We start from the raw sequence: 23,250 nt of genomic DNA, 5'->3' as shown, positions 1-23,250 counted from the left end.
CGGATGCGTATAACCGGACGACCGTCTTCCCGGAAAACGGCTGGGGTGCCGTTCCTCGAAGGGGTGTGTGCGGGGAGACGGCCGTGCGCGCGCGTCCCCGGGTGCTGTGGCGGTCCACCGGGGCGCGCGCCCTCACACCTGGAGTGACGATGCTCTTCCCCGGCCCGGTTCTGGAGGCGCTGGAGCGCGCGCCGGCGCGCACGGCCATCGAGCACGGCGAGCGGGTGGTCACCCGCGGGGAACTGCTCGGGCTGGTCGCGCGGTGCGCCGACGGCCTGCGGGCGAGCGGGCTGCGCCCCGGCTCCAGCGTCCTGGTCGTCGCCGCCTCGACCCCCGAGGTCTACGCCGCGCAACTGGCCGCGCACGCGCTCGGCTGCCTCGTGGGCATGGCCCGTCCCGGCTGGGGCCCGGTGCGGACGGCAGAAGCGCGGGCGGCGGGCTTCGACGCCGTGCTGACCGGCGCCGAGGTGGACGAGGTGGCCGCCGGATCCGCCCGTTCTTCAGCCACAGGCGCGGCCGAGGCGGGCGCGCGGCCCGACGACCTGGCCCGGCTCACGTTCACCAGCGGCAGCACCGGCAGTCCCAAGGCGCCCGTCCAGACCTACCGCGCCTACAGCCTCGCCTACCGGCCCGCCGCCTGGCCGCCGCCGCTGAAGGCGCTGATGGCGAACTTCGAGCGCTGCCTGATCCACGCCAGCCTCGCCAGCCCGGTCATGATGACGTACCTGGGCAGGACGCTGGTCGCCGGCGGCGTCGCGATCATCCCCGAGCTGCCCCTGGCCGAGGCGATCTCCGCCCACCGGGCCACCGCCACGATGATGGCGCCGCCGGTCCTGGGCGGTCTCCTGGACCAGGACGCCGATCTGCGCGGCCTGCGGGCGCTGGTGCTCGGGGGCGCGCCGGCCGCGCCGTCGCTGCTGGAGCGGGCCGCCGACCGGCTCGGGCCGGTGATCTGGCAGGGGTACGGCCAGGCCGAGGCGGGCGTGATCGCCATGCTGACACCGGATGACGTGGCGGCGGGCCGTACCGGGGCGGTGGGGCGGCCTTTGCCCGCCGTACAGGTGAGCCTGCGTGACGGCGGGGGGCGGCCGGTGCCGCACGGCGCGGACGGCGAGGTGTGGGTGCGCAGCCCGCACATGATGGCCGGATACTGGCGCGCGCCCGAGCTGACGAGCGAGGTGCTGCACGACGGCTGGCTGCGCACCCGCGACCTCGGCTTCCTGGACCGCGACGGGCTGCTCCACCTGACCGGCAGGACGCGCGACGTGATCATCGTCGGCGCGGAGGTCTGCTACGCGGGCGCGATCGAGCGGGTGCTGGCCGCGCATCCCGACGTGGAGCAGGCGTTCGTGGTCGGCGCGCCGGACCGGGAGACCGGTGAGGCGGTGCACGCCTTCGTGGTGCCCGCCGCGGGGCGGGCGCCCGATCTCGGCGCGCTGGCCGCGCTCGTGCCCGAGGCGTTGAGCGCGGCCAGCACACCGAGGAGCATCACCGTCATCCGGGAGGTCCCGCTGAACGCGGCGGGCAAGCCGGACAAACGTGCGCTCAGACCCACGGGGCCGTCGGCCACCAGATGATCTCGAAGCGGCCGAGCAGCCTGCCCACCCAGTACAGGGTGGTGAAGGAGCCCGCGACGATGAACGCCGTGCCGGTGATGATGGCCATCCGTCCCGGCCTGGCGCCCAGCCAGCGCTGTGCCCGGCCGCCGAGCGCGAGGGCGAGCAGTAGCACGAGCACCGCCATGACGACGATGTTGCCGAGCGACTGCAGCATGAACGCCAGCGCGCCGTAGAGCGGGTTGTGGCTGACGGCGGCGTCGCGGAAGAGCTGGCGGAACAGCCCGAACGGCCGGCCGATGAGGAAGGCGCCGATGAGCGCGCCCATGACCAGCATGCGCGCGTTCGGGAAGCGCCGCTCCAGCCGGGCCAGCGGATCCCTGACCAGGCCGAGCGCGGCCAGCCCCAGGAAGACCAGGATCAGCCCGATCACCCCGAAGGTGACCATCGACTGGATGTTGCGCGCGAGCAGCCCGCCGGCCGGCGGCGAGTTGGCGAACTGCGGCATGGCGGTGCCGGCCAGGCCCACCACGAAGCCGTAGACGCCGGACACCGCCAGCACGCCCACGGCCAGCCAGCCGAGCGGTTTGAGCGTGCGCGCCATCCGGGCCCCCGCCGAGCTGCCGGCGCCCACCAGGGGCGCGACCGCGCCCATCGCGGCGATGTTGCAGGCGGTGAACGTGCCGGCCAGCCCGGTCACGAAGGCGAAGACGACGCCGGACAGGATGCCGGCGATCGGGGTTTCCGAGGCGTCGTGGCCGAGGAGGGTGTCGGCGACGCTCGCGCCGATGGTCTGGTCGACGAACTCGGCCGACCACACGACGGTCAGCAGGAAGCCGGCCAGCACGCTGACCGGGACGACCAGCCACCGGCGGGCCGTGGGCCGCTCAGCCGGCGTGGTCGCGGTGGCGCGCAGGGTCATGGGAGGTGTTCCTCTCCTGTTCGAAGTGGCGCTCGCACAGGCGCAGGCGCCTGGCGTGCCAGACCATGTACGTGCCGAGGACGAGCTGGAGCGGGCTGCGCCACACCTCCTCCCATCGATCGCGCAGCCGGAGACAGGCGAGGACGAGCCGCCGCAGCCGTACCCGGTGGCCGCGCGGGGTCATCAGACAGGGACCGCGGTTGGGCAGCGGGCGGGTGTGCCGGGCGGTGGTGGCCAGATCGTGTTCGCGCAGGACCTCCCTGACGACGGCCCCGATGGTGATCGGCGCCAGGTGCCAGGCGGGGCAGGGCCGGTTGGCCGCCACCCCGAACGGGATGTGGCCGCCCGAGCGGTGGAACTCCGGATAGCTGAAACAGAGCACGGAGCCGGCCGGGATCGGCTCCGCGCCCTCCAGGCAGATCTCCGCCGAGGTGATCCGGTGCGCGACGCCGAACAGCGGGAAGTCGTGCAGGGTCCGTTCGATGACCGCCTCCAGTGGCCCGTCGGCGCCGTGGGCGGCGATCTCCATGAGCACGTGTGCTGTGGCCTCGGCGCTCTGGACGACCGCGGTGTTGAAGAAGGTGCCCTGGAGGTAGTAGGCGCGCTCACGCTCGTCGAGGGTCTCGGGCAGCGGGTGCGGCACCTGGCCGAGGGTGTCGCGCAGGTGGCGGGTCAGGCGCAGGCGCCGGTCCATGTGGCGCAGGCCGCAGCACTTCAGCGAGGTGACCACGTCGTCGGAGTGGCCCACGATGAGGTCTCTGACGCCTGGCGGGCAGGGGATGCCGAACACGACCCGGTGGTAGAACTCCGCCCAGACCGGCATCATCAGGTCGCGCAGCCGTACCAGGCCGTTCTGCTGGGGGAGGGCGGCGCGCAGGCTGGCGGTGGCGAGCTCGTCGGCGGTACGGCTCGGCATCGTCAGGATACGGCGGGTGCAGCGGGCGACGTCGTTGTAGCGGGGGCCGGGTTCCAGGTGTTCCTGGTGGACCTCGGCCCCCGGCGAGAGCCAGTACCAGAACAGGTCCGACAGCGCCGCGCCGCGGCTGCGGCCGTCGGCGGCGGGGTGCGCGTAGAGCTCCATGAAGCGGGAGAGATCCACCAGGTCGCCGGGTACCGGGATGCCGTCCGCGCCGTTGATGCGGGCGAACAGCCACGTGCGCAGCTTGGTGACGGCGCCGGGCAGCCAGTACGGCAGGCTCAGCAGGACGGCGAGTGCCCCGAGGGTGGCGACCACAACAATCACACCCGGTTCTACGAATGCCGATATGTCCCGAGATTCACCGGAATCTTTTGGGCTGCCGTGATCCGTACAACTCACATGGAGGTCTTCAACCTGCGCGACTTCGAGGACGTGGCCCGGGAGAAGCTCGACCCGGTGTTCTACGACTACTTCGCCAGCGGGGCGCAGGACGAGGTGACGCTCGCGGCCAACGAGGCGGCCTTCCGGCGGCTGGCCCTGGTGCCGAGGATCCTGCGCGGCCACGGCCCGCCCCGGCTGGCGGGCAGCGTGCTGGGGTGCGAGACCTCGATGCCGGTCCTGCTCGCGCCGACCGCCTTCCACCGGCTGGCCTGGCCCGACGAGGGCGAGGCCGCCACGGCCCGCGCGGCCCGCGAAGCCGGCGTCATCATGATCGCCGCGATGCTGTCCACGATCACCATAGAGGAGATCGCGGCGGCCGGGGGCACGCTGTGGTTCCAGTTGTACATCCAGCCCGACCTGGGTTTCACCGAGTCGCTGGTACGGCGGGCCGAGGCGGCCGGCTGCCGCGCCCTGGTCGTGACCGTGGACTCACCCGCGCTGGGCAGGAACGAACGCGGCGACCGTAACGACTTCCACGACCTGCCGCCGGGCATCTTCTGCGCCAACATGCGGGGCGACGGAAACGTCCGGCAGGTCACCCTCTCTCCCGAAATTTCGTGGAAGCACGTGGAATGGCTGCGCGGCGTGACGCGGCTCCCCGTCCTGCTGAAAGGCGTTCTGCACCCCGCCGACGCCGCCCAGGCCGTGGCCTGCGGCGTGGACGGCCTGATCGTCTCCAACCACGGCGGACGGCAGCTCGACACCACCCCCGCCACGATCGACCGGCTGCCCGTGATCGCCCACGCGGTCGGCGGCCGGGTTCCCCTCCTGCTGGACGGCGGCGTACGGCGCGGCACCGACGTGGTGAAGGCACTCGCGCTCGGCGCCTCGGCCGTCGCCCTCGGCCGCCCGGTGCTGTGGGGACTGGCCAGCGGCGGGGCCGGCGGAGTGGCCCAGGTGCTGTCCCTGCTGCGCGGGGAACTGGAGAACGCGCTGACGCTGTGCGGGGCCGACTCGCCGGGCGCGCTGACCAAGGACCAGGTGGTGGGATGAAGGTCATCGGTGTGGGCGTCGGCAGGACCGGCACGCTGTCGCTGAAAGCGGCGCTCGAACGCCTCGGCCTCGGCCCCTGCTTCCACGGCCGCCACGTCCTGGACCACCCCGACCGGCTGCCCATGTGGCGCGCGGCCGCGGCCGGGCAGCCGGTGTCCTGGCAAGCGGTGTTCGCCGGGTACGCCTCCAGCGTGGACTGGCCGGGCGCCGCCTTCTGGCCCGAGATCCTCACCACCTTCCCCGGCGCCAAGGTGATCCTGACCGAACGCGACCCCGAGGCGTGGTACGCCAGCGTGTCCAGGACCATCTACCGCATGTTCGGCGACGCCGAGCCCGACGCCCGGGTGGCCGAGGCCAGGCGGACCGTGCCCGGCCTGGACGTGTTCACCGCGTTCCACCGGGCCATGATCTGGGACGGCTTCTTCTCCGGCCGCTTCACCGACCGCGCCCACGCCATCGCGGTCTACGAGGAGCACAACGCGGCGGTACGCCGGGCGGTGCCGTCCGAGCGGCTCCTGGTGATCGGGCCGGGATCGGGATGGGCGCCGCTGTGCGACTTCCTCGGCGTGCCGGCGCCGGGCGAGCCGTACCCGCACCTCAATGATCCTGAACGGTTCTGGGCGCGGGTCGAGGCCCGGATGGCGGAGTCCCGTCCCGCTTCCTAGACCGAGCGTCAGGTACGGCGGGCGCTCACCACCGCGAACGACAGGAACTCGCCCCGGTCCGCCTCCAGCATCGCGATCGTCCGCCCGGCGGCGTCGCCGGGGCGGTGCTCCATGCAGGCGCGGGCCCACAGGAGCCAGTCGTTCCAGCCGCCGGGCTGCAGGCGCGCGGACGTCACCGTGACCAGCTCGGTGATCTCCCACTGGAAGCGCCACCACTCGGCGGTGTGCCAGGCGAGCGCCTCCCAGCCCACCAGGGCCTTGATGTGCGGCGGAATCGCGCCGAGGTCGCGGATCTCGGCGGTCATGCCGGGCGTGGCGATCCCGAGCTGACCGCCCGGCTTGAGGAAGCTCGTGATGTAGGCGAGGTAGCCGTCGGCGGTGCCGAAGTACTCGTAGGCGTCGATGCTGACGATCGCGTCGAAGGACTCCTTCTCGAACGGCAGCGCGTGGGCCTCGGCGTTGACCGCCCGCACCCGGTCGGACACCCCCGCCTCCGCGAACACGGCCGCCGCCGTGTCCGCCGCCACCCAGAGGTCGGCCGCGACCACCTCGACGCCGAACTCCCGGGCCAGGAACACCGACGTCGCCCCCATGCCGGAGCCCAGGTCCAGCACGCGCATGCCCGGCTTCAGGTCGAGGTCGCGGGACAGGTCCTCCAGGAGCCACAGGGGATGCGGGCCCATGTCCAGGCCGACCACCCAGGCGGGGTCGTAGCGGGAGGAGCGGGGGTAGACGTCGGGGCGGTGGAGCTCACTCAGTGCGGTCACAGGGCGGCATCCCACCACGCCATCCCCCTCACCGGCAATCCAATATCCCACCCACCCGACTCCCACCCACGGGCCTCCACCCACGGGCCTCCACCTCACCACCCACCCGACCCCGGCTCTCCGGCCCTCACCCCACGGGCTCCAACCCACGACCCTCACCCACCGGCTCCGGCCCTCAGGCCCCTGCCCTGCCGCCCGTCCGTCACCGCGGCCAACGGCCCCGGCCCCCCAGACCACAGCCTCGGGCCCCCGGCACTCAGGCCCCGGCCGTCCATAGCCGCCCGCTCAGGCGTCCAGGCACCCCAGGGCCCTCGACCGCGGAGGGGTCAGGGGGTGGTGGTCAGGGCGGTGCGGATGCGGGCCAGGCCGCGGCGGATGCGGGTCTTGGCGGTGCCCAGCGGGATGCCCTCGCGGTCGGCGATCTCCTGGGCGGTCAGGCCGTACAGGATCGACAGGACGAGCGGGCGGCGCTGGGAGGCGGGCAGGGCGAGGAGTTCTTCGTGGATGCGTTCGACTCGGGCGCCGGGGTCGGGGCGGGGCGGCGGGATGGGTAATCGCCACGGGTCCACGGGCAGGTCGCGGCGCAGCCGGACAGCGTCGACCGCCAGGTTGCGGGTGATGGTGAGGAGCCAGGTCGCGACCCGGCCGCGGCCGGGGTCGTACGCGGCGGCGTGCCGCCACGCCCGGACGAAGGCGTCCTGGGCCACCTCTTCCGCCAGGCACGGGTCGGCGACCACGCTCAGCGCCAAGCCGTACACTCTGGGTTGAAAGCGCCGTACGAACGCGGCCGCCGCATCGGTGTCACCCGATGCCATTCCCGCCATGAGCGTCTCATCGGAGAGAGTCCACACATCCCACGACGATTCCCGCTGAGGGATGGTTCAAAGTTGAATGGCTGTTTTTATGCCCGGAAATCTGCGAATTCGAAGCCTGGCGACACGACGCAGCTGACCAGAACCTCCTGATCGGCCGCCGGGCGGGCCGACTGCCACACGCCGCCGGGCACGATCGCCTGCGGGACCTGCCCGTTCTCGACGTCCGGGCCCAGGACGACGTGCTGATCGCCGATGGTCAGGTCGAGCGGGCCGCCCCGGTGCCACAGCCACACCTCGTCCGAGCGCACCACGTGCGGGACCGACTCCTCGCCGGGCATCAGCAGGAAGTAGATGCCCGTGGCACTGGCCCGCTCGCCGTCGTAGCCGCCGGGGGTGAAGCGGACGGTGGTCTTCCAGGTCTGGCGGTACCAGCCGCCCTCGGGGTGGGGGAGAAGGTCGAGCGCGGCGGCGACCGGCGGGCGGGGCACGAAGGCGACCGCCTTGCCATGGACGTCGCGGCGCAGGAACCGGTCGCCGTCCAGGACGAGCTGGCCGTCCATCGTGCCGGCCAGGGCCAGGGCCTCGGCCTCGCCGGCGACCTGGGTGGCCGGTCCGTCTGGGTACAGGGTGAGATCCACGGGACCGATGCTAGTCCGGGTTCACGACGAGGCCGGGGACGGCGGTCAGCGGGGTGAGGTCCACGCCGTCGGCCGGCAGGACGCTGACCAGCTTGAGCGTGGGCAGCCGGGCGATGATCGACACGTCGGTGACGTCGGTGTGGTGGAGGCGCAGATATTCGAGTGGCGGGCCCGCCGACACCACGGCCTCCAGGCACTCGGGGACGCCGTGGACGTCGCGCAGGGTGATCGAGAACAGTTCGCGCGCCTGGGCGAAGGCCGCAGGGGGCAGACGCTGCCCGCCTCCTCTGAAGGAGACGACCCTGAGCGCCGTCTGCCGCGACAGCGCCTCCGTCGAGAACTCGCCCCCGGGCAGGCTCAGGCCCAGCTGCTGGAGCCGTGGGAGCCGGTCGAGGAAGGCGAGATCGGGGTCGTGGACCGCGCCCCACACCCAGAGGCCGAACAGGCTCTCGATGCCCTGGAGGGGGGTCAGGTCCAGCGGCCTGTCGGTCCGCAGCCACAGGCGTTTCAGGCCCGTCAGGAAGCGGACGGGCCCGAGGTCGCCCGCCAGCTCCGACAGTTCGAGGAACTCGACCTGCGGCATGTCCTTCAGGAAGGCCAGCGATTCGACCCTCCGGTCGACCCACAGGGCGGTCATCCGTTTCAGGTGCCGCAGGTTCAGCAGTTCACGCTGGTCGCTGACGACGATCCGCGGTGGGTCGGGGATCGCCGCGAGCACGTCCAGCGTGTAGCGGTCGGTGTCGAAGAAGCGCCACATGTCCACGACCGCCGCCTGCACCGGCCGCCGGGGGTCGGTGGCGAAGGCGGTCAGCTTCCTGACGGCGGCCTCGCCGTTGATCAGGCCGGTCATCCGCACCGTCAGCGCCGCCTGCAGCGGGGTGAACGCCGACAGGTCGTCAGGCACGCGGCGCAGGATCTCCTCGCCCGCCGCCGCCAGGATCCTGGCCTCGTCCTCGCTGCGCGGCGGGATCACCTCGGCCAGGCAGGTTTCCACCCGCTCGCGCAGCTCCAGCGGGATCTCCCTGATCGTCTCCAGGCAGGACGCCACCAGCAGCCGCAGCCGCCGCGTGTGCCGTCCGCCGTCGTCGGCCCGGTCGAGGAGGCCGCGCAGCAGGTCGCGGCGCAGGCGGCCGGTGGCGTGCCCCGCGGTCATGACGACGACCTCGCGCCACTGGTCCAGGTGGGCGCGTTCGACGGCCGCCTCGACGTCGTCGTCCTCGACGAGCTGGCCCGCCGCCAGGTACTCCTGGACGGTCTTGTGGGCGAAGTCGATCCTGCCGGGCACCGGCTCGCGCAGCACGCCGCTGCGCCGCAGCAGATACTCCAGCACGTCCGCCGCCTGGTACGGCATGCGCGTCATCCCGGTCAGCCGTTGCTCGATGCGGCGCAGGGCGGTGGCCTTGGCCAGTTCGGAACGGCCCATGGAGACCACGCGCCAGGCCAGGTCACGCAGGATCCAGATCTTCTGCTCGGGGTCGAGGACGATGTCGTCCTGGATGCCGCGTTCGGCGTCGCGCCGGTCCAGAAGGAGGGTGAGGACGGCGTCGTACAGGGCCATCCTGCTGCGGGGCAGCTGGGTGCGGCGGTCGAGGTTGAGCGCGCACAGCATTGCGGCCAGCAACGGGGTGGAGGCCAGCAGGCGCAGGTGGGGGTTGCTCTCCAGGCGGGCGAGCAGGGCGCGTTCGTAGGAGGGCAGGTCGTCGGCGTGGCAGGGCAGGCCGGGGCACTCGCGCATGGCCACGTGCCACTGGCGGACGAGTTCGCGGAGGTCGTGCGGGGTCATGGGCTCCAGCAGGGCGGCGGTGAAGCCTTCGTCGGCCAGCCAGCGCACGTCCGCCGCCGCGGGCCGGGAGGTCACCACGACGCGCAGCTCCGGGTTGGCCGCGAGGAGCCTGGACAGCCACTGGCGGACGGCGTTGCGGTGCCGTACCAGAAGCTCGTCCACGCCGTCGACCAGCAGCAGGCCGCGGCCGGACGCGAGCACGCGCTCGGCCCAGCCGCGCGGCATCAGTCCCGCGACCTCCTGGGCGACGTCGTCGAGCAGGTCGGCGGGTGCGGGCAGGCGGCCGTCGGCGTGGCTGCGCAGCTTGACCATGAGCGGGACGCGGCCGTTCCAGGCGGCCAGGTCGCCGGTGAAGCCGCGGCGGGCCGCGGTCACGGCGAGCCAGCGCAGCAGCGTGCTCTTGCCGGACCCGGCCTCGCCGCGCAGCAGGGTGAGGCGGCCGAGCGCGGACTCGATGCGGCGGCTGCCGGGCTCGCTCTCGTCGCGGCCGGTCAGCGACGACGGCGCGAGGCGTTCCAGCGGGCGGCGCTCGTGGTCGGCGCTGACGGTGAGCGAGATGTAGGCGACGCTGAGGGAGGTGCGCGGGCGGTAGGTCTCCATGGGCACGCCGAACAGCTCGATCTCGTCGAGGGTGCGGCTGAGGAAGGCCAGGTAGTGCCGCTCGAAGGCGAGGTCGTCCTGGGAGCCCTCGGGGGCTTCGAGCGTGCGGACGGGCAGGCGGGCCAGGACGCGTTCCATGCCCTCGGCCAGGCCGCTGAGGCGGGCGAGGTTCTCGGTGGCGGCGCGCGGCAGGTACGGGGGGAGCTGCTGCATCATGCCGACCAGGCAGGCCACGCACTCGGCCAGCAGCACGCCGTAGAGCGCGTCCTCGGTGGTGCCGAGGCGGGGCGGCGCGACGGTGTCGAGCACGCGCCTGGCCAGCCGCGCGGGGTCGGCGTCGGCGTTGAACAGCGCCTCGTCGGACAGGTCCGCCGTGCGCAGCGACTCGACGACCTCCAGGAGTACGGCGGAGCGGGCGTCCTCGCCCAGTCCGCGGTACTCCTGCTCGACCAGGTCGCGCAGCCGGGCCTCGACGGCCATGGCCATGCCTTCGAGCTGGTTGCCGAACTTCCTGGGGGCCAGGCGGTCGCGGAAGCCGCTCTGGATCATGTCCTTGAGCTGCGCGTCGCGGTCCCGGTTCGCGCCACGGGCGGCGAGCCATTCGCGCATCGCGCGTTCCGCGATGGCCTTGCCCGCCGCCACGACCGCCGTCTCCACACCTGGCATAAATGCGATCATGCCGGAAATCTCACCCCTTCACGGCGCCCCCCAGCAGACCGGCCACGAACTGCCGCTGGAACACCAGGAAGACCAGCATCAGCGGCAGCGTGGCGAGGAACGCGCCGAGCATGAGCCCCGCGTAGTCCACGTGGGACAGCCCGATCAGGTGGTTCAGCGCCACCGGCACGGTGTAGCGCTCCTCGGAGTTGAGCATGAGCAGTGGCCAGATGAAGGAGTTCCACTGCGTCATGAAGGTGAAGATGACCAGCGCGCCGAGCTGTGGCCGGACCACCGGCAGCACGATCCGGTAGAAGATCCGCATGTCACCGGCCCCGTCCAGGCGCCCGCTCTCCAGAAGCTCGTCCGGGAAGTCGAGGAACGCCTGGCGCATGAGGAAGATCCCGAAGGAGTTGGCCAGGAACGGGATGATGATCGCCTGGTAGGTGTCGACCCAGCCGATGCTGGCCATCATCTGGAACAACGGCACCAGCAGCACCTGGAACGGCACCATCATCGTGGCCAGGACCACTCCCAGGAGCAGGCCCCGGCCGCGGAAGCGGTATTTCGCCAGGCCGTACCCGCACATCGCCGACACCAGCGAGCTGAGCGCGGTGTAGACGATCGCGGTCCAGACGCTCGTGGCCATGACCCGGGCGAAGTGCACGGACTCCTCAAGCTTGACGATGTTGGCCAGCAGGTCGCCGCCGGGCAGGAACGGCGGCGGGGAGGCGAACAGCTCGCTGCCGTCGTGGGTGGCCGCCACGATCATCCAGTAGAACGGCACCACGCTCACCAGGGCGCCCAGAACCGCCAGCACCCACACGAGCCGCCTCATGCGCGCTCCTTCCCGGACGTACGCGAGCCGAAGTAGCGGAACTGCAGCCAGGACAGCGCCCCGATCAGCGCCACGACCGCCCACGCGATCGCCGCCGCGTAACCGAAGTCGAACTGCTTGAAGCCGACCTGGTACAGGTAGAGGATCGGCGTCAGCGTGGCGTCGCCCGGCCCGCCGCCGGTCAGCACCAGCGGCTCGTCGAACAACTGCAGCGTCCCGATCGTCGAGGTGATCGAGCAGAACACCACGACGGGCCGAAGCTGCGGCAGGATCACCCGCCGGAACGCGGTCAGCGGCCCGGCGCCGTCGATGGCCGCCGCCTCGTACTGCTCGCGCCCGATCCCCTGCAGCCCGGCCAGCAGGATGACCGCGTTGTAGCCCACCCAGCGCCAGGTCAGCGACGCGATCAGCGCCACCCGGGCCCAGAACGGGTCGTTCAGCCAGTCCACCTGCAGCCCGAGGAACTGGTTGACCGCCCCGCCCTCGGTGCGCAGCAGCACGCGGAACACCACCGCGTACGCCACCAGCGTCGTCACCGCCGGCAGGAAGTACGCCACCCGGAGCGTCGCGCGGAACTTCAGCCACGACTGGTTGAGCACGTAGGCCAGCACGGTCGCCAGCCCGATCATGACCGGCACCTGGACCACGAGGATCAGCCCGGCGTTGCCCAGCGACCGCAGGAACGACGGGTCGCGCACCAGCCGCGCGTAGTTCCCGAACCCGCCTTCCAGGCTCTGCAGCAGCGACGCGGCCAGCGGGTAGGCGAAGAAGAGCGCGAGCAGCGCCGCCGCCGGTCCCGCGAAGACCCATCCGACGGTACGGCGACGCCGGCCGTACCGGCGCCGGGTCCTGGGAACATCGACCGCGACGGAGCTCACGAGGCGATCTCGCGCCGGGTGGCGGCGGCGAGCTGCTCTGCCGCGCCGTCGAGCACCGCCTTGGGGTCCTCGCCGTTGAGCAGGCAGGCCGAGACGGCCTTCTTCAGCAGCTCCTCCGCCTGCTTGTCGTCACCGGTCAGCTGCACCGGCGGGATCTCCTTCACCTGGTCGGCGAACAGGCGGTTGACCTTCTCGCCGCCGAAGTACGGCTGCGGCTCGTCGAACAGCGGGTCGCTCAGCGCGGGCAGGTAGGCGGGGAAGAGCGCCTCGGTCCGCATCATCGAGACCTGCCGCTCCTTGCTCGCGAGCATCCAGTCGAGGAAGGCCCAGGCGGTCTGCTGGTTCTTGGTCTGCGCGGTGATCGACAGCGCCGACCCGCCATTGGCGGAGGTACGGCTGCCGCCGGCGTCGAAGGCGGGCAGCGGGACGACCCCGAACTTGCCCGACAGCTCCGGCATGTCGGCCGTCAGCGTGCCGCTCCACCAGGCGGCGGTCGGCTGGGTGGCGGCCTTGCCCTGCTTGGTGGCGGTGACGCGGCCGTCCCAGCCCTTCTCGTTCTGCAGGAGGTCCTTGTCCTTGAGCGTCTTGAGCAGGGTGAGCGCGCGGACCGCGTCGGGGGAGTTGACCGCGACCTTGCCGTCGACGAAGTAGCCCTGGCCGAGCTGCTGCAGGAGCGTGGTGAACCCGGCGGCGGTGGTCAGGTCGGAGACGAACAGGCGCTTGCCGGTGGCCTGCTTGATCTTCTCGCCGGCCTTGACCGCGTCGTCCCAGGTGGCCAGCGAGCTGGGGTCGACCTTGGCCTTCTCGAAGTAGTCGCGGCGGTAGTACAGGCCGACGGGGGCGGAGTCCCAGGGCAGGGCGTACAGGCCCTTGGCGGTGGAGGCGGCCTGCCACTTGGCCGGGTCGAAGTCGGCCTTGTACTTGCCGGCCACCGAGGTGAGGTCGACCAGGCCGCCGGGGAAGTTCTCGGCGTAGCCGGGTACGGCGGTGTCTTCGAGCGTGATGATGTCGGGCAGGCCGGCGCCCGACTTGAGGCCCACGGTGATCTTGTCGTAGGCGTTGTCGTAGCCGATGTCGGTCACCTTGACCTTGACGCCCGGGTTGGCCTTCTCGAACTCCGGGGCCAGCCGCTGGAGCGCCTTGGCGGCGACATCCCACGACCAGATCTCGATATTTCCGGACACCTTGGCGTTCGCGGATTGAGTGATCTTCGGCGCTTCCTTGGCCGGGACGCCGCCGGTGGCGCAGGAAGCGGTGAGAACGAGTGATAGCCCGGCGATGGCTCTCTTCACGGGGTTGCTCCCGGTGGTATGTCACGTGATGTATTCTGAGTTTTGAATACAGTAGACGTGTGGTCCCGGTCACGCCAGTCCCTTTACCAGGAAATGTCGGTCTCGCCCGCTACCCTGCATCGAGTGATCTCCGAAACCCCAGCTCAGACCGCGCGGCACGCGAGAGTGGCCGCCGGGCTGGCCGAGCTGGAGCGGTGGCTCGGTGACCAGGTACGGCTCGGCCTGGGCCAGGCGGGGGATCGCGACTGGGATGATCTGGTCAAGCGGCTGGTCGACGCCCAGGCTCCCGGAGCGGCCGGGCTGGTGGCGCGGCTGGAGCGGGTGCGGGCCGCGGCGGGCTGGCCCGGTGCGCTGCTGTCAGAATACGCCCTGCTCAACCTGCTGGCCGTGGCGTACCGGCGGCGTGCCGAGCTGCCCCCGGCCTTGGCGCGGACCGTGCTGACCCGGGTCGGATTCACGACCTCGCGGGCGGAGGTGCTGGCCGAGCCGCACGTCCATGACCGGTGGCTGGTGCTCGGGGTGCGGGACGAGCCACTCGACCACGTGACCGCCCGGCGCGTATGGCTGCGCGGGCGGGCCACGGGCCGCCCGGCCCTCATCCTGACCTTCACCCCCGCCGCCCACCCCATGGACGAGGCACCGGCCCCGGGCGCCGTCCTGGAGACCGCCCTCGCCTTCTACCCCGCCGCCGCCCCCTTACGGGCCCTGATCGCCGACCCCTCGGACGGCCAGGAGACGCCGGAGGGGCAGGAGGCGCCGGACGGGCAGGAGGCGCCGGACGGGCAGGAGGCGCCGGAGCCCGCGCGCCCCGCTTCCCGGCCGCACGCTCCCGCGCGGGTGGCCGCGCCCGTGCCTGGCGCGGTGGTGGGGCCCGGTCTTCGCGGCGTCTTTCCCGCGCCCGGCCGGGAGTCCGGGGAGGTTTTCCGGGCGGTGCCGGTGGAGGCCGCTCTGGAGGAGGTGGCCGGGGCGGTGGCAGCCGATCCCTGGACGGACGCCTGGCCGTTGCTGCTGGACGGGGTGGTTCCGGGGCGGGCCGACCTCGGGGGACTGCCGCTGCACCCCGCCTGTCACGACCCGTGGCGGCTGATCGCGGTCTCCGGTGGCGGGCCGGTGACGGTGGCAGCCGAGTGGACGCCGCGCGGGCTGCGCCCGCTGACGGTGTGGGACGACGACGCCGGGCCGGTGCCCCTGTGAACGGCCCGGAACCCGCGCGCGGCCCGGCTACGGGAGAACCGGCGGGCCGCCCGGCGTGGGAGGAGATGGTCTCCACCGCTCTGGTGGGGACGGCGCGCCGGCCGTACCGGGGAGAGTTGCTGGGGGACGCGGCGGTCGAGGTGGTGCGGCGGCTGGCAGGGCAGGTGGCACTCAGCCCGCGGGACGGTGAGCCGGCGGAGGCGGAGGAGCGCGCGGCGGTGCCGTGGCGGGCGGCGGAGCGGCTCGGGCGGATTCTGGGCGGTGAGCACGGCCGCGTGCTGGGCGAGTGGCTGGCGATGGCGGCGGCGAGCGGACGCAGGGTGCCACCGCACGTCCTGCCCGACCTGCTCGAACGCGGCAGGCGCGACCGCTCGATCAGGGCATGGCTCGGCGTGCTGGCCGGACGCCGCGGGCGATGGCTGGCCGCGCGGAACCCGGCCTGGGAGTTCCTGCTCGACGAGCCCACCGGCGAGAGCTGGGAGTACGGCTCGCCCGCCGACCGCCGCGCCCACCTGCGGGCCGTCAGGGCGGCCGACCCGGCGGCGGCACGGGAACTGCTCGAAGGCACGTGGGAACGGGAGACGCCGGAAGATCGGGCGGAGTTCACCGAGGCGCTGGGCGTCGGCCTGAGCATGGCCGACGAGCCGTTCCTTGAACGCGCGCTGGACGACCGCCGCCGCGAGGTACGCCAGACGGCGGCCAACCTGCTGGCCGGACTGCCGGACTCCCGGCTGGCCGGGCGGATGGCGCGGCGGGCGGCGGCCTGCCTGGCGGTGTCCGGCGGCCGCGTCGAGGTACGGCCGCCGCGCGAGTGCGACGCGGCGATGGAGCGTGACGGCGTGCGGGCCAAGCCGCCGCGGGGGATCGGCGAGCGGGCCTGGTGGCTGCAGCAGGTGGTGGCGCGGGCGCCGCTGCGGATGTGGGCCGAGCCCCGGGTGATGCTCGGGCTGCGGATCTCCGACTGGGACGCCGAGGTCAAGGCGGGATGGGTGCGGGCGGCGGTGCTGCAGCGGGAGGCGGGGTGGGCGCGGGCGATGTTCGCGCACGATCCGATCGCGGATCTGCTGGGCGTGCTCCCGCCGGACGAACAGCAGGAACTGGCCGCCGAGTTCGTGAAAAATCAGGACATGGACAGCCAGCTCATCATGGTCCTCGGCGGCGTCGAACGGCCGTGGGGGGCGGCGCTGGCGGCAGCCGTACTCAACAAGATCGCCATGATCGCCGCCACCCAGCCCTGGAACCTCGGCGAGCTGGCCAGGCTCGCCGGTGAACGCGTCGATCCGGAGCTGCACCCGCTGGCCGACCAGAGCGGCGCGGCCGAGGTGGCCGAGGTGCTGCGGTTCCGGGCGGAGATGGTGAAAGAGCTTGGGCTAAAAGAGCTTGGGCGAAAAGAGCTTGGGCCAAAAGAACGGGGAAGGGAGGGCGCATGACGGTCCTGCGGGCCCATGCGGAGGACGAGTACGCCGAGGAGCTGGCGCTGCTGGCCAAGGAGGACGACCGGCCCAGGCCGCCCGGCTGGGCGTTGTCGCCCTGGGCCGTGACCGCGTACGTGCTCGGTGACGGTGGCCGGATCTCCCCCAAGTACGTGGGCGCCCGCCGGATCGTCGAGGTCGCCGTCGCCACGCTGGCCACCGACCGGGCGCTGCTGCTGCTCGGCGTCCCCGGCACGGCCAAGACGTGGCTGTCGGAGCACCTCGCCGCGGCGATCAGCGGCGACTCCACGCTGCTGGTCCAGGGGACCGCCGGCACCCCGGAGGAGGCGGTCCGCTACGGCTGGAACTACGCCCGTCTGCTGGCCGAAGGTCCCTCGCGCGAGGCGCTCACGCCGAGCCCGGTCATGCGCGCGATGGCCGAGGGCCGCATCGCCAGGGTGGAGGAGCTCACCCGGATGCCCTCCGACGTCCAGGACGCGCTGATCACCGCGCTGTCGGAGAAGACGTTGCCGGTCCCCGAGCTCAACGTGGAGGTCCAGGCCCAGCGCGGCTTCAACCTCATCGCCACCGCCAACGACCGCGATCGCGGCGTGAACGAGCTGTCCAGCGCGCTGCGCCGGCGGTTCAACACCGTCGTGCTGCCGGTCCCCGCCACGGCCGAGGAGGAGATGGAGATCGTCACCCGCCGGGTCGCCCAGCTCGGCTGCTCCCTGCGACTGCCCGAGACCACGACCGGCCTGGAGGAGATCCGCCGGGTGGTCACCGTCTTCCGCGAACTGCGCGACGGCGTCACCGAGGACGGCCGCACCAAGCTCAAGTCACCCAGCGGCACCCTGTCCACGGCCGAGGCCATCTCGGTGCTGACCAGCGGCATCGCGCTGGCCGCCCACTTCGGCGACGGCGTGCTGCGGGCCGCCGACGTGGCGGCCGGGCTCGTGGGCGCCGTCGTGCGCGAACCGGCCGCCGACCGGGTGGTGTGGCGGGAGTATCTGGAGACCGTGGTGCGCGAACGCCCGGACTGGCATGACTTCTACCGGGCCTGCCGCGAGGTCTCATGATCGAGGTGTTCGGCGTCCGGCATCACGGCCCCGGTTCGGCGCAGGCCGTACGGGAGGGCCTGGCGCGGCTGCGGCCCGACGCGATCCTCATCGAGGGCCCGCCCGAGGCCGACGCGCTCGTCCGCTTCGCCGCCGGGTGCGAGCCGCCCGTCGCGCTGCTCGCGCACGTTCCGGGCGACCCGGCGCGGTCGGCCTTCTGGCCGTTCGCGGTGTTCTCGCCGGAATGGCAGGCCATCCTGTACGGCACGCGCCACGGCGTCCCGATCCGCTTCTGCGACCTGCCCGCCGCCCACCTGCTGGCTCCGGAGGGCGGCGGCGAACGGGGCGTACGCGACCCGATCGGCGAGCTGGCCGCGGCCGCCGGGCACGACGACCCGGAACGCTGGTGGGAGGACGTGGTCGAGCACCGGCCCGGCGCGGCGCCGCCGTTCGAGGTGATCGGCGAGGCCATGGCGGCGCTCCGGGAGGGCTACGCGCCGGACGTCTTCGAGGCCAGGCGCGAGGCGTACATGCGGCGTGTCCTGCGCGCGACCGTCAAGGCGGGACATGAGCGGATAGCGGTGGTCTGCGGCGCCTGGCACGTGCCCGCCCTGGCCGGGCCGCCGCCTCCCGTGAAGGCCGACGACGCGCTGCTGCGCGGCCTGCCCAAGGTGAAGGCGGCGCTGGCGTGGGTGCCGTGGACGTACGAGCGGCTCGCGATCCGCTCCGGCTACGGCGCGGGGGTCGGCTCGCCCGGCTGGTACCACCACCTGTTCACGGTGGCCGACCGGCCGGTCGAGCGGTGGCTGGGCGCGGCCGCGGCGGTCCTGCGCGAGGAGGGACTGGCCGTGTCGCCCGCGCACGTCATCGAGGCCGTACGGCTGGCCGTAAGCCTGGCCGCCCTCCGCGGCCGTCCTCTGCCGGGGCTGAGCGAGGTCACCGAGGCGGCCAGGGCGGTGCTGTGCGAGGGCGACGAATTGCGGGTCGCGCTGATCCAGCGCCGCATGGTCGTCGGCGACCGCCTGGGTCACGTGGGCGACGACGCACCGCTCGTACCCCTGCGGCGCGACCTGCGCGAGCAGCAGCGCCACCTCCGCCTCCACCCCGCCGGCCTGGACGAGGGGGCCGCTCCGCCCGTCCGCGAGCTGGAGCTGGATCTGCGCAAGACGCTCGACCTGGGCAGGAGCCACCTGCTGCACCGGCTGCGGCTGCTCGGCGTGCCCTGGGGCGTGCCGGGGGAGGCGCGGGGCAAAGGGACGTTCAGGGAGACCTGGCGGCTGGAGTGGCGGCCGGAGTTCGACCTGGCGCTGATCGAGTCCGCGGCGCTGGGCACCACGGTGGAGGCCGCGGCCACCCGCCGCGTGCTGGACCTGGCGCCCACCGGCCAGAACCTGGGCGAGCTCGCGGCGACGGTCGAGAAATGCCTGCTGGCCGAGCTGCCCGGCGCGCTGCCCGGCGTGCTCGCCGCCCTGTCGGAGCGGGCCGCGCTGGACGCCGACATCACGCACCTGATGACCGCGCTCCCGGCGATCGTCCGCGCCCACCGCTACGGCGACGTACGGGGGACACCGGCCGAGGGACTGGCGGCGGTCGCCCGCTCGATGCTGGACCGCGTCCGGGCCGGTCTTCCCGCCGCGCTGCCGGGGCTGTCCTGGCAGGCCGCGGGCGCGATGCTGGCGCAGGTGGACGGCGTGCACGCCGCGGTCGACCTGCTCGGCGACCCGGCGGCCCGCGAACGCTGGCTGGCCACGCTCCTGGGCATCTGCGACGCCCCCGGCGCGCACGGCCTGGTCGAGGGGCGGCTGACGCGGATCCTGCTGGACGCGGGCGCCCTGGCCGACGCCGAACGGCGGCTGGCGCGGGCGACCTCGCGCGGCGGCGGGCCCGCCAGGGCGGCGGCGTGGATCGAGGGGTTCCTGGCCGGGGGCGGGCTGCTGCTGGTGCACGACGCGCGGCTGCTGGGCCTGGTCGACGCCTGGATGAGCGGACTGTCCGGTGAACAGTTCACGGAGGTGCTGCCGTTGTTGCGGCGGACGTTCGGCGGCTTCGCCGTACCGGAGCGCAGGGCGATCGGGGAGCGGGTGCGGTCGGGCGCGGGCGGCGGGCGGCCCGTGCGGGAGGTCGACGAACGGCGGGCGGCGGCGGCCGGGCGGACCGTGCTGACGATACTCGGGAGGGCCCGTGGATGAACGGCTGCGCAGGTGGCGGCTGGTGCTCGGCGGCGGCGAGGCGGACGGCACCGGCCTCGGCCTGCACGGCGACGACGCCCGGATGGACGCCGCGCTCGGGTCGCTGTACGAGAGCGGGGAGCGGGGCGGGCTGGGGGCCTCGGCGCCCAGGGTGGCCCGCTGGCTGGGTGACGTGCGCACGTACTTCCCGCCCGGAGTCGTGCGGGTCATGCAGCAGGACGCGATCGACCGGCTCGACCTGACCCGGCTGCTGGCCGAGCCCGAGATGCTGGAGGCGGTCGAGCCGGACGTGCACCTGGCCGCCACGCTGCTGTCGCTGGCCAAGGTGATGCCGGACGAGGCGCGCGAGTCGGCGCGGGCACTGGTCAGGGCGGTGGTCGGCGATCTGGAGAGGCGGCTGACGGCCAGGACGCGGACGGCCGTGGCCGGGGCGCTGGACCGGGTGGCGCGCACGCGGCGGCCGCGCCGTACCTCCGATGTCGACTGGAACCGGACGATCCTCGCCAACCTCGGCCACTACCTGCCCGACCACGGCACCGTGGTGCCCGAGCGGCTGGTCGGGCACGCCCGCAAGCGGCGCTCGCTCAGGCGCGACGTCGTGCTGTGCGTGGACCAGAGCGGCTCGATGGCGGAGTCGGTGGTGTACGCGGGGGTGTTCGGCGCGGTGCTGGCCTCGATCCCGGCGCTGCGCACCCGCATGGTGGTCTTCGACACCGCGGTGGCCGACCTCAGCGACCTGCTGCACGACCCGGTCGAGCTGCTGTTCGGCACCCAGCTGGGCGGCGGCACCGACATCAACCGGGCGCTCGCCTACTGCGAGGGGCTCATCGAACGCCCGGCCGAGTCGGTCCTGGTGCTGCTCAGCGACCTGTTCGAGGGCGGGATCAGGGACGAGATGCTGCGCAGGGTCGCGGCGATGACCGGGGCGGGGGTGCGGGTGATCGTGCTGCTGGCGCTGTCGGACGAGGGCACGCCGCTGTTCGACCGCGACAACGCCGCCGCCCTGGCCGCGCTGGGCGTGCCCGCGTTCGCGTGCACGCCCGACGCCTTCCCCGAGCTGATGGCGGCGGCGGTCGAGGGCCGTCAGCCGGCCGCCCCGCCGCCATGATCATGCCCTAGGCCGGATTGCCTAGGTCCTGCGCCCGATGTGCCTGACCTGGGATGATCGTAGGTTGCCTGTCATGACAACCGTTGCTGAAGCCCCACCTGCCCCAGTAAGCGTGATCTCGCGGAAGTACCGCTCCCTGAGCTTCGGGCTGGTCGCGCTGGTCACCCTCGTCGCGTTCGAGGCGATGGCCGTGGCCACCGCGATGCCCGTGGTCGCCCGCGAACTCGGCGGCATGGACCTGTACAACCTGGCCTTCAGCGCGACCCTCGCCGCCAGCGTCATCGCCACCGTCCTCGGGGGCCGGTGGTCGGACGTGCGCGGCCCCCTCCAGCCCATGGGCACCGGTGTCGTGACGTTCGTCGCCGGTCTGTTGCTGGCCGGATTCGCCCCCACGATGGAGATCTTCATCGCCGGGCGCTTCGTCCAGGGCCTGGGCGCCGGATTGATCCAGGTGTCGCTGTACGTGGTGGTCGCCCGGGTCTACCCGGGTTCCATGCACCCCAAGGTCTTCGCCCTTTTCTCCGCCGCCTGGGTGGTCCCGTCGATGGTGGGCCCGGCCATCGCCGGACTCGTCGTCGAGCGGGTCGACTGGCGCTGGGTCTTCCTCGGCGTCGCCGTGATCGTCGTACCCGCCGCCCTGCTCCTGTGGCGCGGTACCGCCGGCTCCGACGTCCGCTCCGGCGCCGCGGAACCCGCCCCCGGCCTCGGGCGCAAGCTCGCCTGGGCCGCGCTGACCGCCGTCGCCGCCGCGCTCATCCAGTACGGCAGCGCCCTCGGCCTGGCCGGTATGCCCCTGCTCCTCGCCGGTGTCGTCGTCCTGGCCGTGGCCCTGCCCAGGCTGCTGCTCAAGGGTTCCCTGCGCGCCGCACCCGGCCTGCCGACCGCCCCGGTCCTGCGCGGCCTGGCCTTCGGCTCCCTGACCGCCTCCCAGGTGCTCATCCCGCTCATGCTCATGAACGAGCGCGGCCTGTCCCCGATCGGCGCCGGCATCGTCCTGACCGTCGGCGCGCTCGGCTGGTCCACCGGCTCCTGGTTCAAGGGCCGCGGCACCATCAGCAACATGCTCGCCCTGCGCGGCGGCGCCCTCATGATCGCTCTCGGGATCGCGCTGGTCAGCCTCGTGCTCGTGGACGCCGTCCCGCTGGCCGTCGCCTACGTCGCCATGGCCATCTCCGGGCTCGGCATCGGCGCCCTGCACCCGACCGTCTCCGTGCTGGTGCTGGAGATGTCCAAGCAGGGCGAGGAGGGCAACAACTCCGCGGCCGTCGGCGTCGGCGAGTCCGTCTTCACCGTCGTCGCGGTCGCCGTCACCGGCGCCCTGTTCACCGCCACCCACGAGACCTACATCGCCGGTTTCGCCTTCACCTTCGGCCTCGCCATCCTCGGCGCCATCCTGGCCCCCCGTTTTGCCCAGTCCGCGAAGACGGGCACACTGGAGGGAACCGCGTCATAAAAGGGGGGTACATGCCGCGAGTGCGGGAGCTTGAGGTCTTCAGGCTTGTCCTGCCGTTCGGCGGACGCCAGGAGACCCTGCTCGTCAAGCTCACCGACCACGGTGGCATGACCGGCTGGGGCGAGGCGATCGCCCCCGAGGCCAAGACCTGGACCAACCTGGAAGAAACCCTCGGCGCCCGGCTCATCGGCGTCGACTGGGAACACCCCGACAGCGCGCCCAGCGGCGACCCGGCCGTCGACATGGCCTGCTGGGACCTCTGGACCAGAATGCGCGGCGTGCCGCTGGCGCACGCGCTGGGCGGCAGCCGTACCTCGTTGATGGCGACCGTACGGCTGACGCCGGACCCGTCCCTGGAAAGCCTGGTCTCCCGCGTGAACCAGCAGGTGTGCGCCGGATACGGCCACGTGACGCTGGACATCAGGCCGGGCTGGGACGTCGAGCCGGTGCGGGCGGTGCGGGCGGCGTACCCGGCGCTGACGCTCGCGGTGGACGGGGCCGGGTGCTACACCACCCCCGAACAGCTCATCGCCCTGGACTCCTACGGCCTGGAAGTGATTGAGCGCCCCTTCGCCGTGTCCGACCCCTACCTTCACGCCACCCTTCAGGACCAGGTGTCGGCGGCGGTGGCGGTGGAGGCGAGCACGGCCGCTGAGCTGGACGACTACCTGACCCTGCGGGCCGGACGGGTGCTGCTGCTGCGGCCCGCGGCGTTCCCGTCGCTGAGCGAGACCCGCCGGGCCCACGACCGGGCCGCGGCGGCGGGCTGGGACATCCAGTGCACCGGCGGCCAGGGCGCGGGCCTGGCAAGGGCGGCGACGGTCGCCGTCGCGAGCCTGCCGGGGTGCACGCTGGCCTGCGACGTGACCCAGCCGCCACGCAACAACCAGATCGTGGACCCGATCGTGGGCGCGAACGCGGGCGTGATCGCCGTCCCGTTCACCCAGCCCGGCCTGGGCCACACGATCGACGAACCCCGCGTACACCGCCTGGCCAAGGACCGGTTCCGCGCCTGAAAAGCAAGGCGTTCCGCTTCGCTCCACACGCTCTGCCAGTCGAGCTGAAGCTCGAC

At 73.0% G+C, this 23,250-nt stretch carries 19 protein-coding genes; 10 read left to right on the top strand and 9 right to left on the bottom strand.

Annotated elements, in window-relative coordinates:
* Positions 1-83 precede the first annotated feature (83 nt).
* The gene (locus ACIBKY_RS15930) at positions 84-1,577 is read left to right on the top strand and encodes a class I adenylate-forming enzyme family protein (protein WP_397097388.1); all 1,494 of its coding nucleotides are present in this window, start codon (positions 84-86) and stop codon (positions 1,575-1,577) included.
* Here the strand turns inward: ACIBKY_RS15930 and ACIBKY_RS15925 are convergent.
* On the bottom strand, positions 1,546-2,478 hold the full coding sequence (locus ACIBKY_RS15925; protein ID WP_397097387.1) for a hypothetical protein: 933 nt from the start codon (positions 2,476-2,478) through the stop codon (positions 1,546-1,548). The genes ACIBKY_RS15930 and ACIBKY_RS15925 overlap by 32 nt on opposite strands.
* Positions 2,444-3,721 carry a hypothetical protein gene (locus ACIBKY_RS15920; protein ID WP_397097386.1) on the bottom strand — a complete coding sequence of 426 codons (1,278 nt, stop codon included), beginning with the start codon at positions 3,719-3,721 and terminating at the stop codon, positions 2,444-2,446. The genes ACIBKY_RS15925 and ACIBKY_RS15920 overlap by 35 nt, the downstream gene beginning before the upstream one ends.
* Positions 3,722-3,778: 57 nt before the next feature.
* On the opposite strand from ACIBKY_RS15920, the gene ACIBKY_RS15915 reads away from it, so the two are divergent.
* Both ACIBKY_RS15915 and ACIBKY_RS15910 read left to right on the top strand, forming a co-directional pair.
* Complete coding sequence (locus tag ACIBKY_RS15915; RefSeq protein ID WP_397097385.1) at positions 3,779-4,831, top strand: alpha-hydroxy acid oxidase; 1,053 nt, start codon at positions 3,779-3,781, stop codon at positions 4,829-4,831.
* Complete coding sequence (locus ACIBKY_RS15910; protein ID WP_397097384.1) at positions 4,828-5,496, top strand: sulfotransferase family protein; 669 nt, start codon at positions 4,828-4,830, stop codon at positions 5,494-5,496. Before ACIBKY_RS15915 ends, ACIBKY_RS15910 begins: the two co-directional genes overlap by 4 nt.
* 8 nt (positions 5,497-5,504) lie before the next feature.
* Here ACIBKY_RS15910 and ACIBKY_RS15905 read toward each other — a convergent pair whose 3' ends face one another.
* From ACIBKY_RS15905 to ACIBKY_RS15875, 7 genes are all read right to left on the bottom strand, one after another.
* Positions 5,505-6,263, bottom strand: a complete 759-nt coding sequence (locus tag ACIBKY_RS15905) for an SAM-dependent methyltransferase (protein ID WP_397097383.1) — start codon at positions 6,261-6,263, stop codon at positions 5,505-5,507.
* Positions 6,264-6,589: 326 nt separating this feature from the next.
* Positions 6,590-7,078 (bottom strand): RNA polymerase sigma factor, encoded by a 489-nt coding sequence (locus tag ACIBKY_RS15900; RefSeq protein ID WP_397097680.1) that lies wholly within the window; start codon positions 7,076-7,078, stop codon positions 6,590-6,592.
* 86 nt (positions 7,079-7,164) lie between these two features.
* Positions 7,165-7,716, bottom strand: coding sequence for a cupin domain-containing protein (locus ACIBKY_RS15895; protein ID WP_397097382.1), 552 nt, complete (start codon positions 7,714-7,716; stop codon positions 7,165-7,167).
* Between the two features lie 10 nt (positions 7,717-7,726).
* On the bottom strand, positions 7,727-10,765 hold the full coding sequence (locus tag ACIBKY_RS15890) for an NACHT domain-containing protein (RefSeq protein ID WP_397097381.1): 3,039 nt from the start codon (positions 10,763-10,765) through the stop codon (positions 7,727-7,729).
* 22 nt (positions 10,766-10,787) lie between these two features.
* Entirely contained in the window at positions 10,788-11,594 is an 807-nt protein-coding gene (locus ACIBKY_RS15885) for a carbohydrate ABC transporter permease (RefSeq protein ID WP_397097380.1), read from the bottom strand.
* Positions 11,591-12,472: a carbohydrate ABC transporter permease gene (locus tag ACIBKY_RS15880; protein ID WP_397097379.1), complete on the bottom strand. Its 882-nt coding sequence runs from the start codon at positions 12,470-12,472 to the stop codon at positions 11,591-11,593. Before ACIBKY_RS15880 ends, ACIBKY_RS15885 begins: the two co-directional genes overlap by 4 nt.
* A complete protein-coding gene (locus ACIBKY_RS15875; RefSeq protein ID WP_397097378.1) occupies positions 12,469-13,764 on the bottom strand; it encodes an ABC transporter substrate-binding protein in 1,296 nt (431 codons plus the stop codon). The genes ACIBKY_RS15880 and ACIBKY_RS15875 overlap by 4 nt, the downstream gene beginning before the upstream one ends.
* A gap of 123 nt (positions 13,765-13,887) precedes the next feature.
* Between ACIBKY_RS15875 and ACIBKY_RS15870 the strand changes: the two genes are divergently transcribed.
* The 7 genes from ACIBKY_RS15870 (at position 13,888) to ACIBKY_RS15840 (ending at position 23,194) form a co-directional block, all read left to right on the top strand.
* Positions 13,888-14,958, top strand: coding sequence for an SWIM zinc finger family protein (locus ACIBKY_RS15870; protein ID WP_397097377.1), 1,071 nt, complete (start codon positions 13,888-13,890; stop codon positions 14,956-14,958).
* 65 nt (positions 14,959-15,023) lie between these two features.
* On the top strand, positions 15,024-16,388 hold the full coding sequence (locus ACIBKY_RS15865; protein WP_397097376.1) for a DUF5691 domain-containing protein: 1,365 nt from the start codon (positions 15,024-15,026) through the stop codon (positions 16,386-16,388).
* A complete protein-coding gene (locus ACIBKY_RS15860; RefSeq protein WP_397097375.1) occupies positions 16,385-17,449 on the top strand; it encodes an AAA family ATPase in 1,065 nt (354 codons plus the stop codon). The genes ACIBKY_RS15865 and ACIBKY_RS15860 overlap by 4 nt, the downstream gene beginning before the upstream one ends.
* The gene (locus ACIBKY_RS15855; protein ID WP_397097374.1) at positions 17,446-19,617 is read left to right on the top strand and encodes a DUF5682 family protein; all 2,172 of its coding nucleotides are present in this window, start codon (positions 17,446-17,448) and stop codon (positions 19,615-19,617) included. The genes ACIBKY_RS15860 and ACIBKY_RS15855 overlap by 4 nt, the downstream gene beginning before the upstream one ends.
* Positions 19,610-20,725: a VWA domain-containing protein gene (locus ACIBKY_RS15850; protein ID WP_397097373.1), complete on the top strand. Its 1,116-nt coding sequence runs from the start codon at positions 19,610-19,612 to the stop codon at positions 20,723-20,725. The genes ACIBKY_RS15855 and ACIBKY_RS15850 overlap by 8 nt, the downstream gene beginning before the upstream one ends.
* 112 nt (positions 20,726-20,837) lie before the next feature.
* Positions 20,838-22,178: an MFS transporter gene (locus ACIBKY_RS15845; protein WP_397097372.1), complete on the top strand. Its 1,341-nt coding sequence runs from the start codon at positions 20,838-20,840 to the stop codon at positions 22,176-22,178.
* An 11-nt stretch (positions 22,179-22,189) separates the two neighbouring features.
* Positions 22,190-23,194 (top strand): enolase C-terminal domain-like protein, encoded by a 1,005-nt coding sequence (locus ACIBKY_RS15840; RefSeq protein WP_397097371.1) that lies wholly within the window; start codon positions 22,190-22,192, stop codon positions 23,192-23,194.
* The last annotated feature ends 56 nt before the right edge of the window (positions 23,195-23,250 follow it).

The sequence above is a fragment of the Nonomuraea sp. NPDC050394 genome, from assembly GCF_044459065.1.
GTDB lineage: Bacteria > Actinomycetota > Actinomycetes > Streptosporangiales > Streptosporangiaceae > Nonomuraea.
This window is presented reverse-complemented; position numbering and strand designations above follow the sequence as displayed.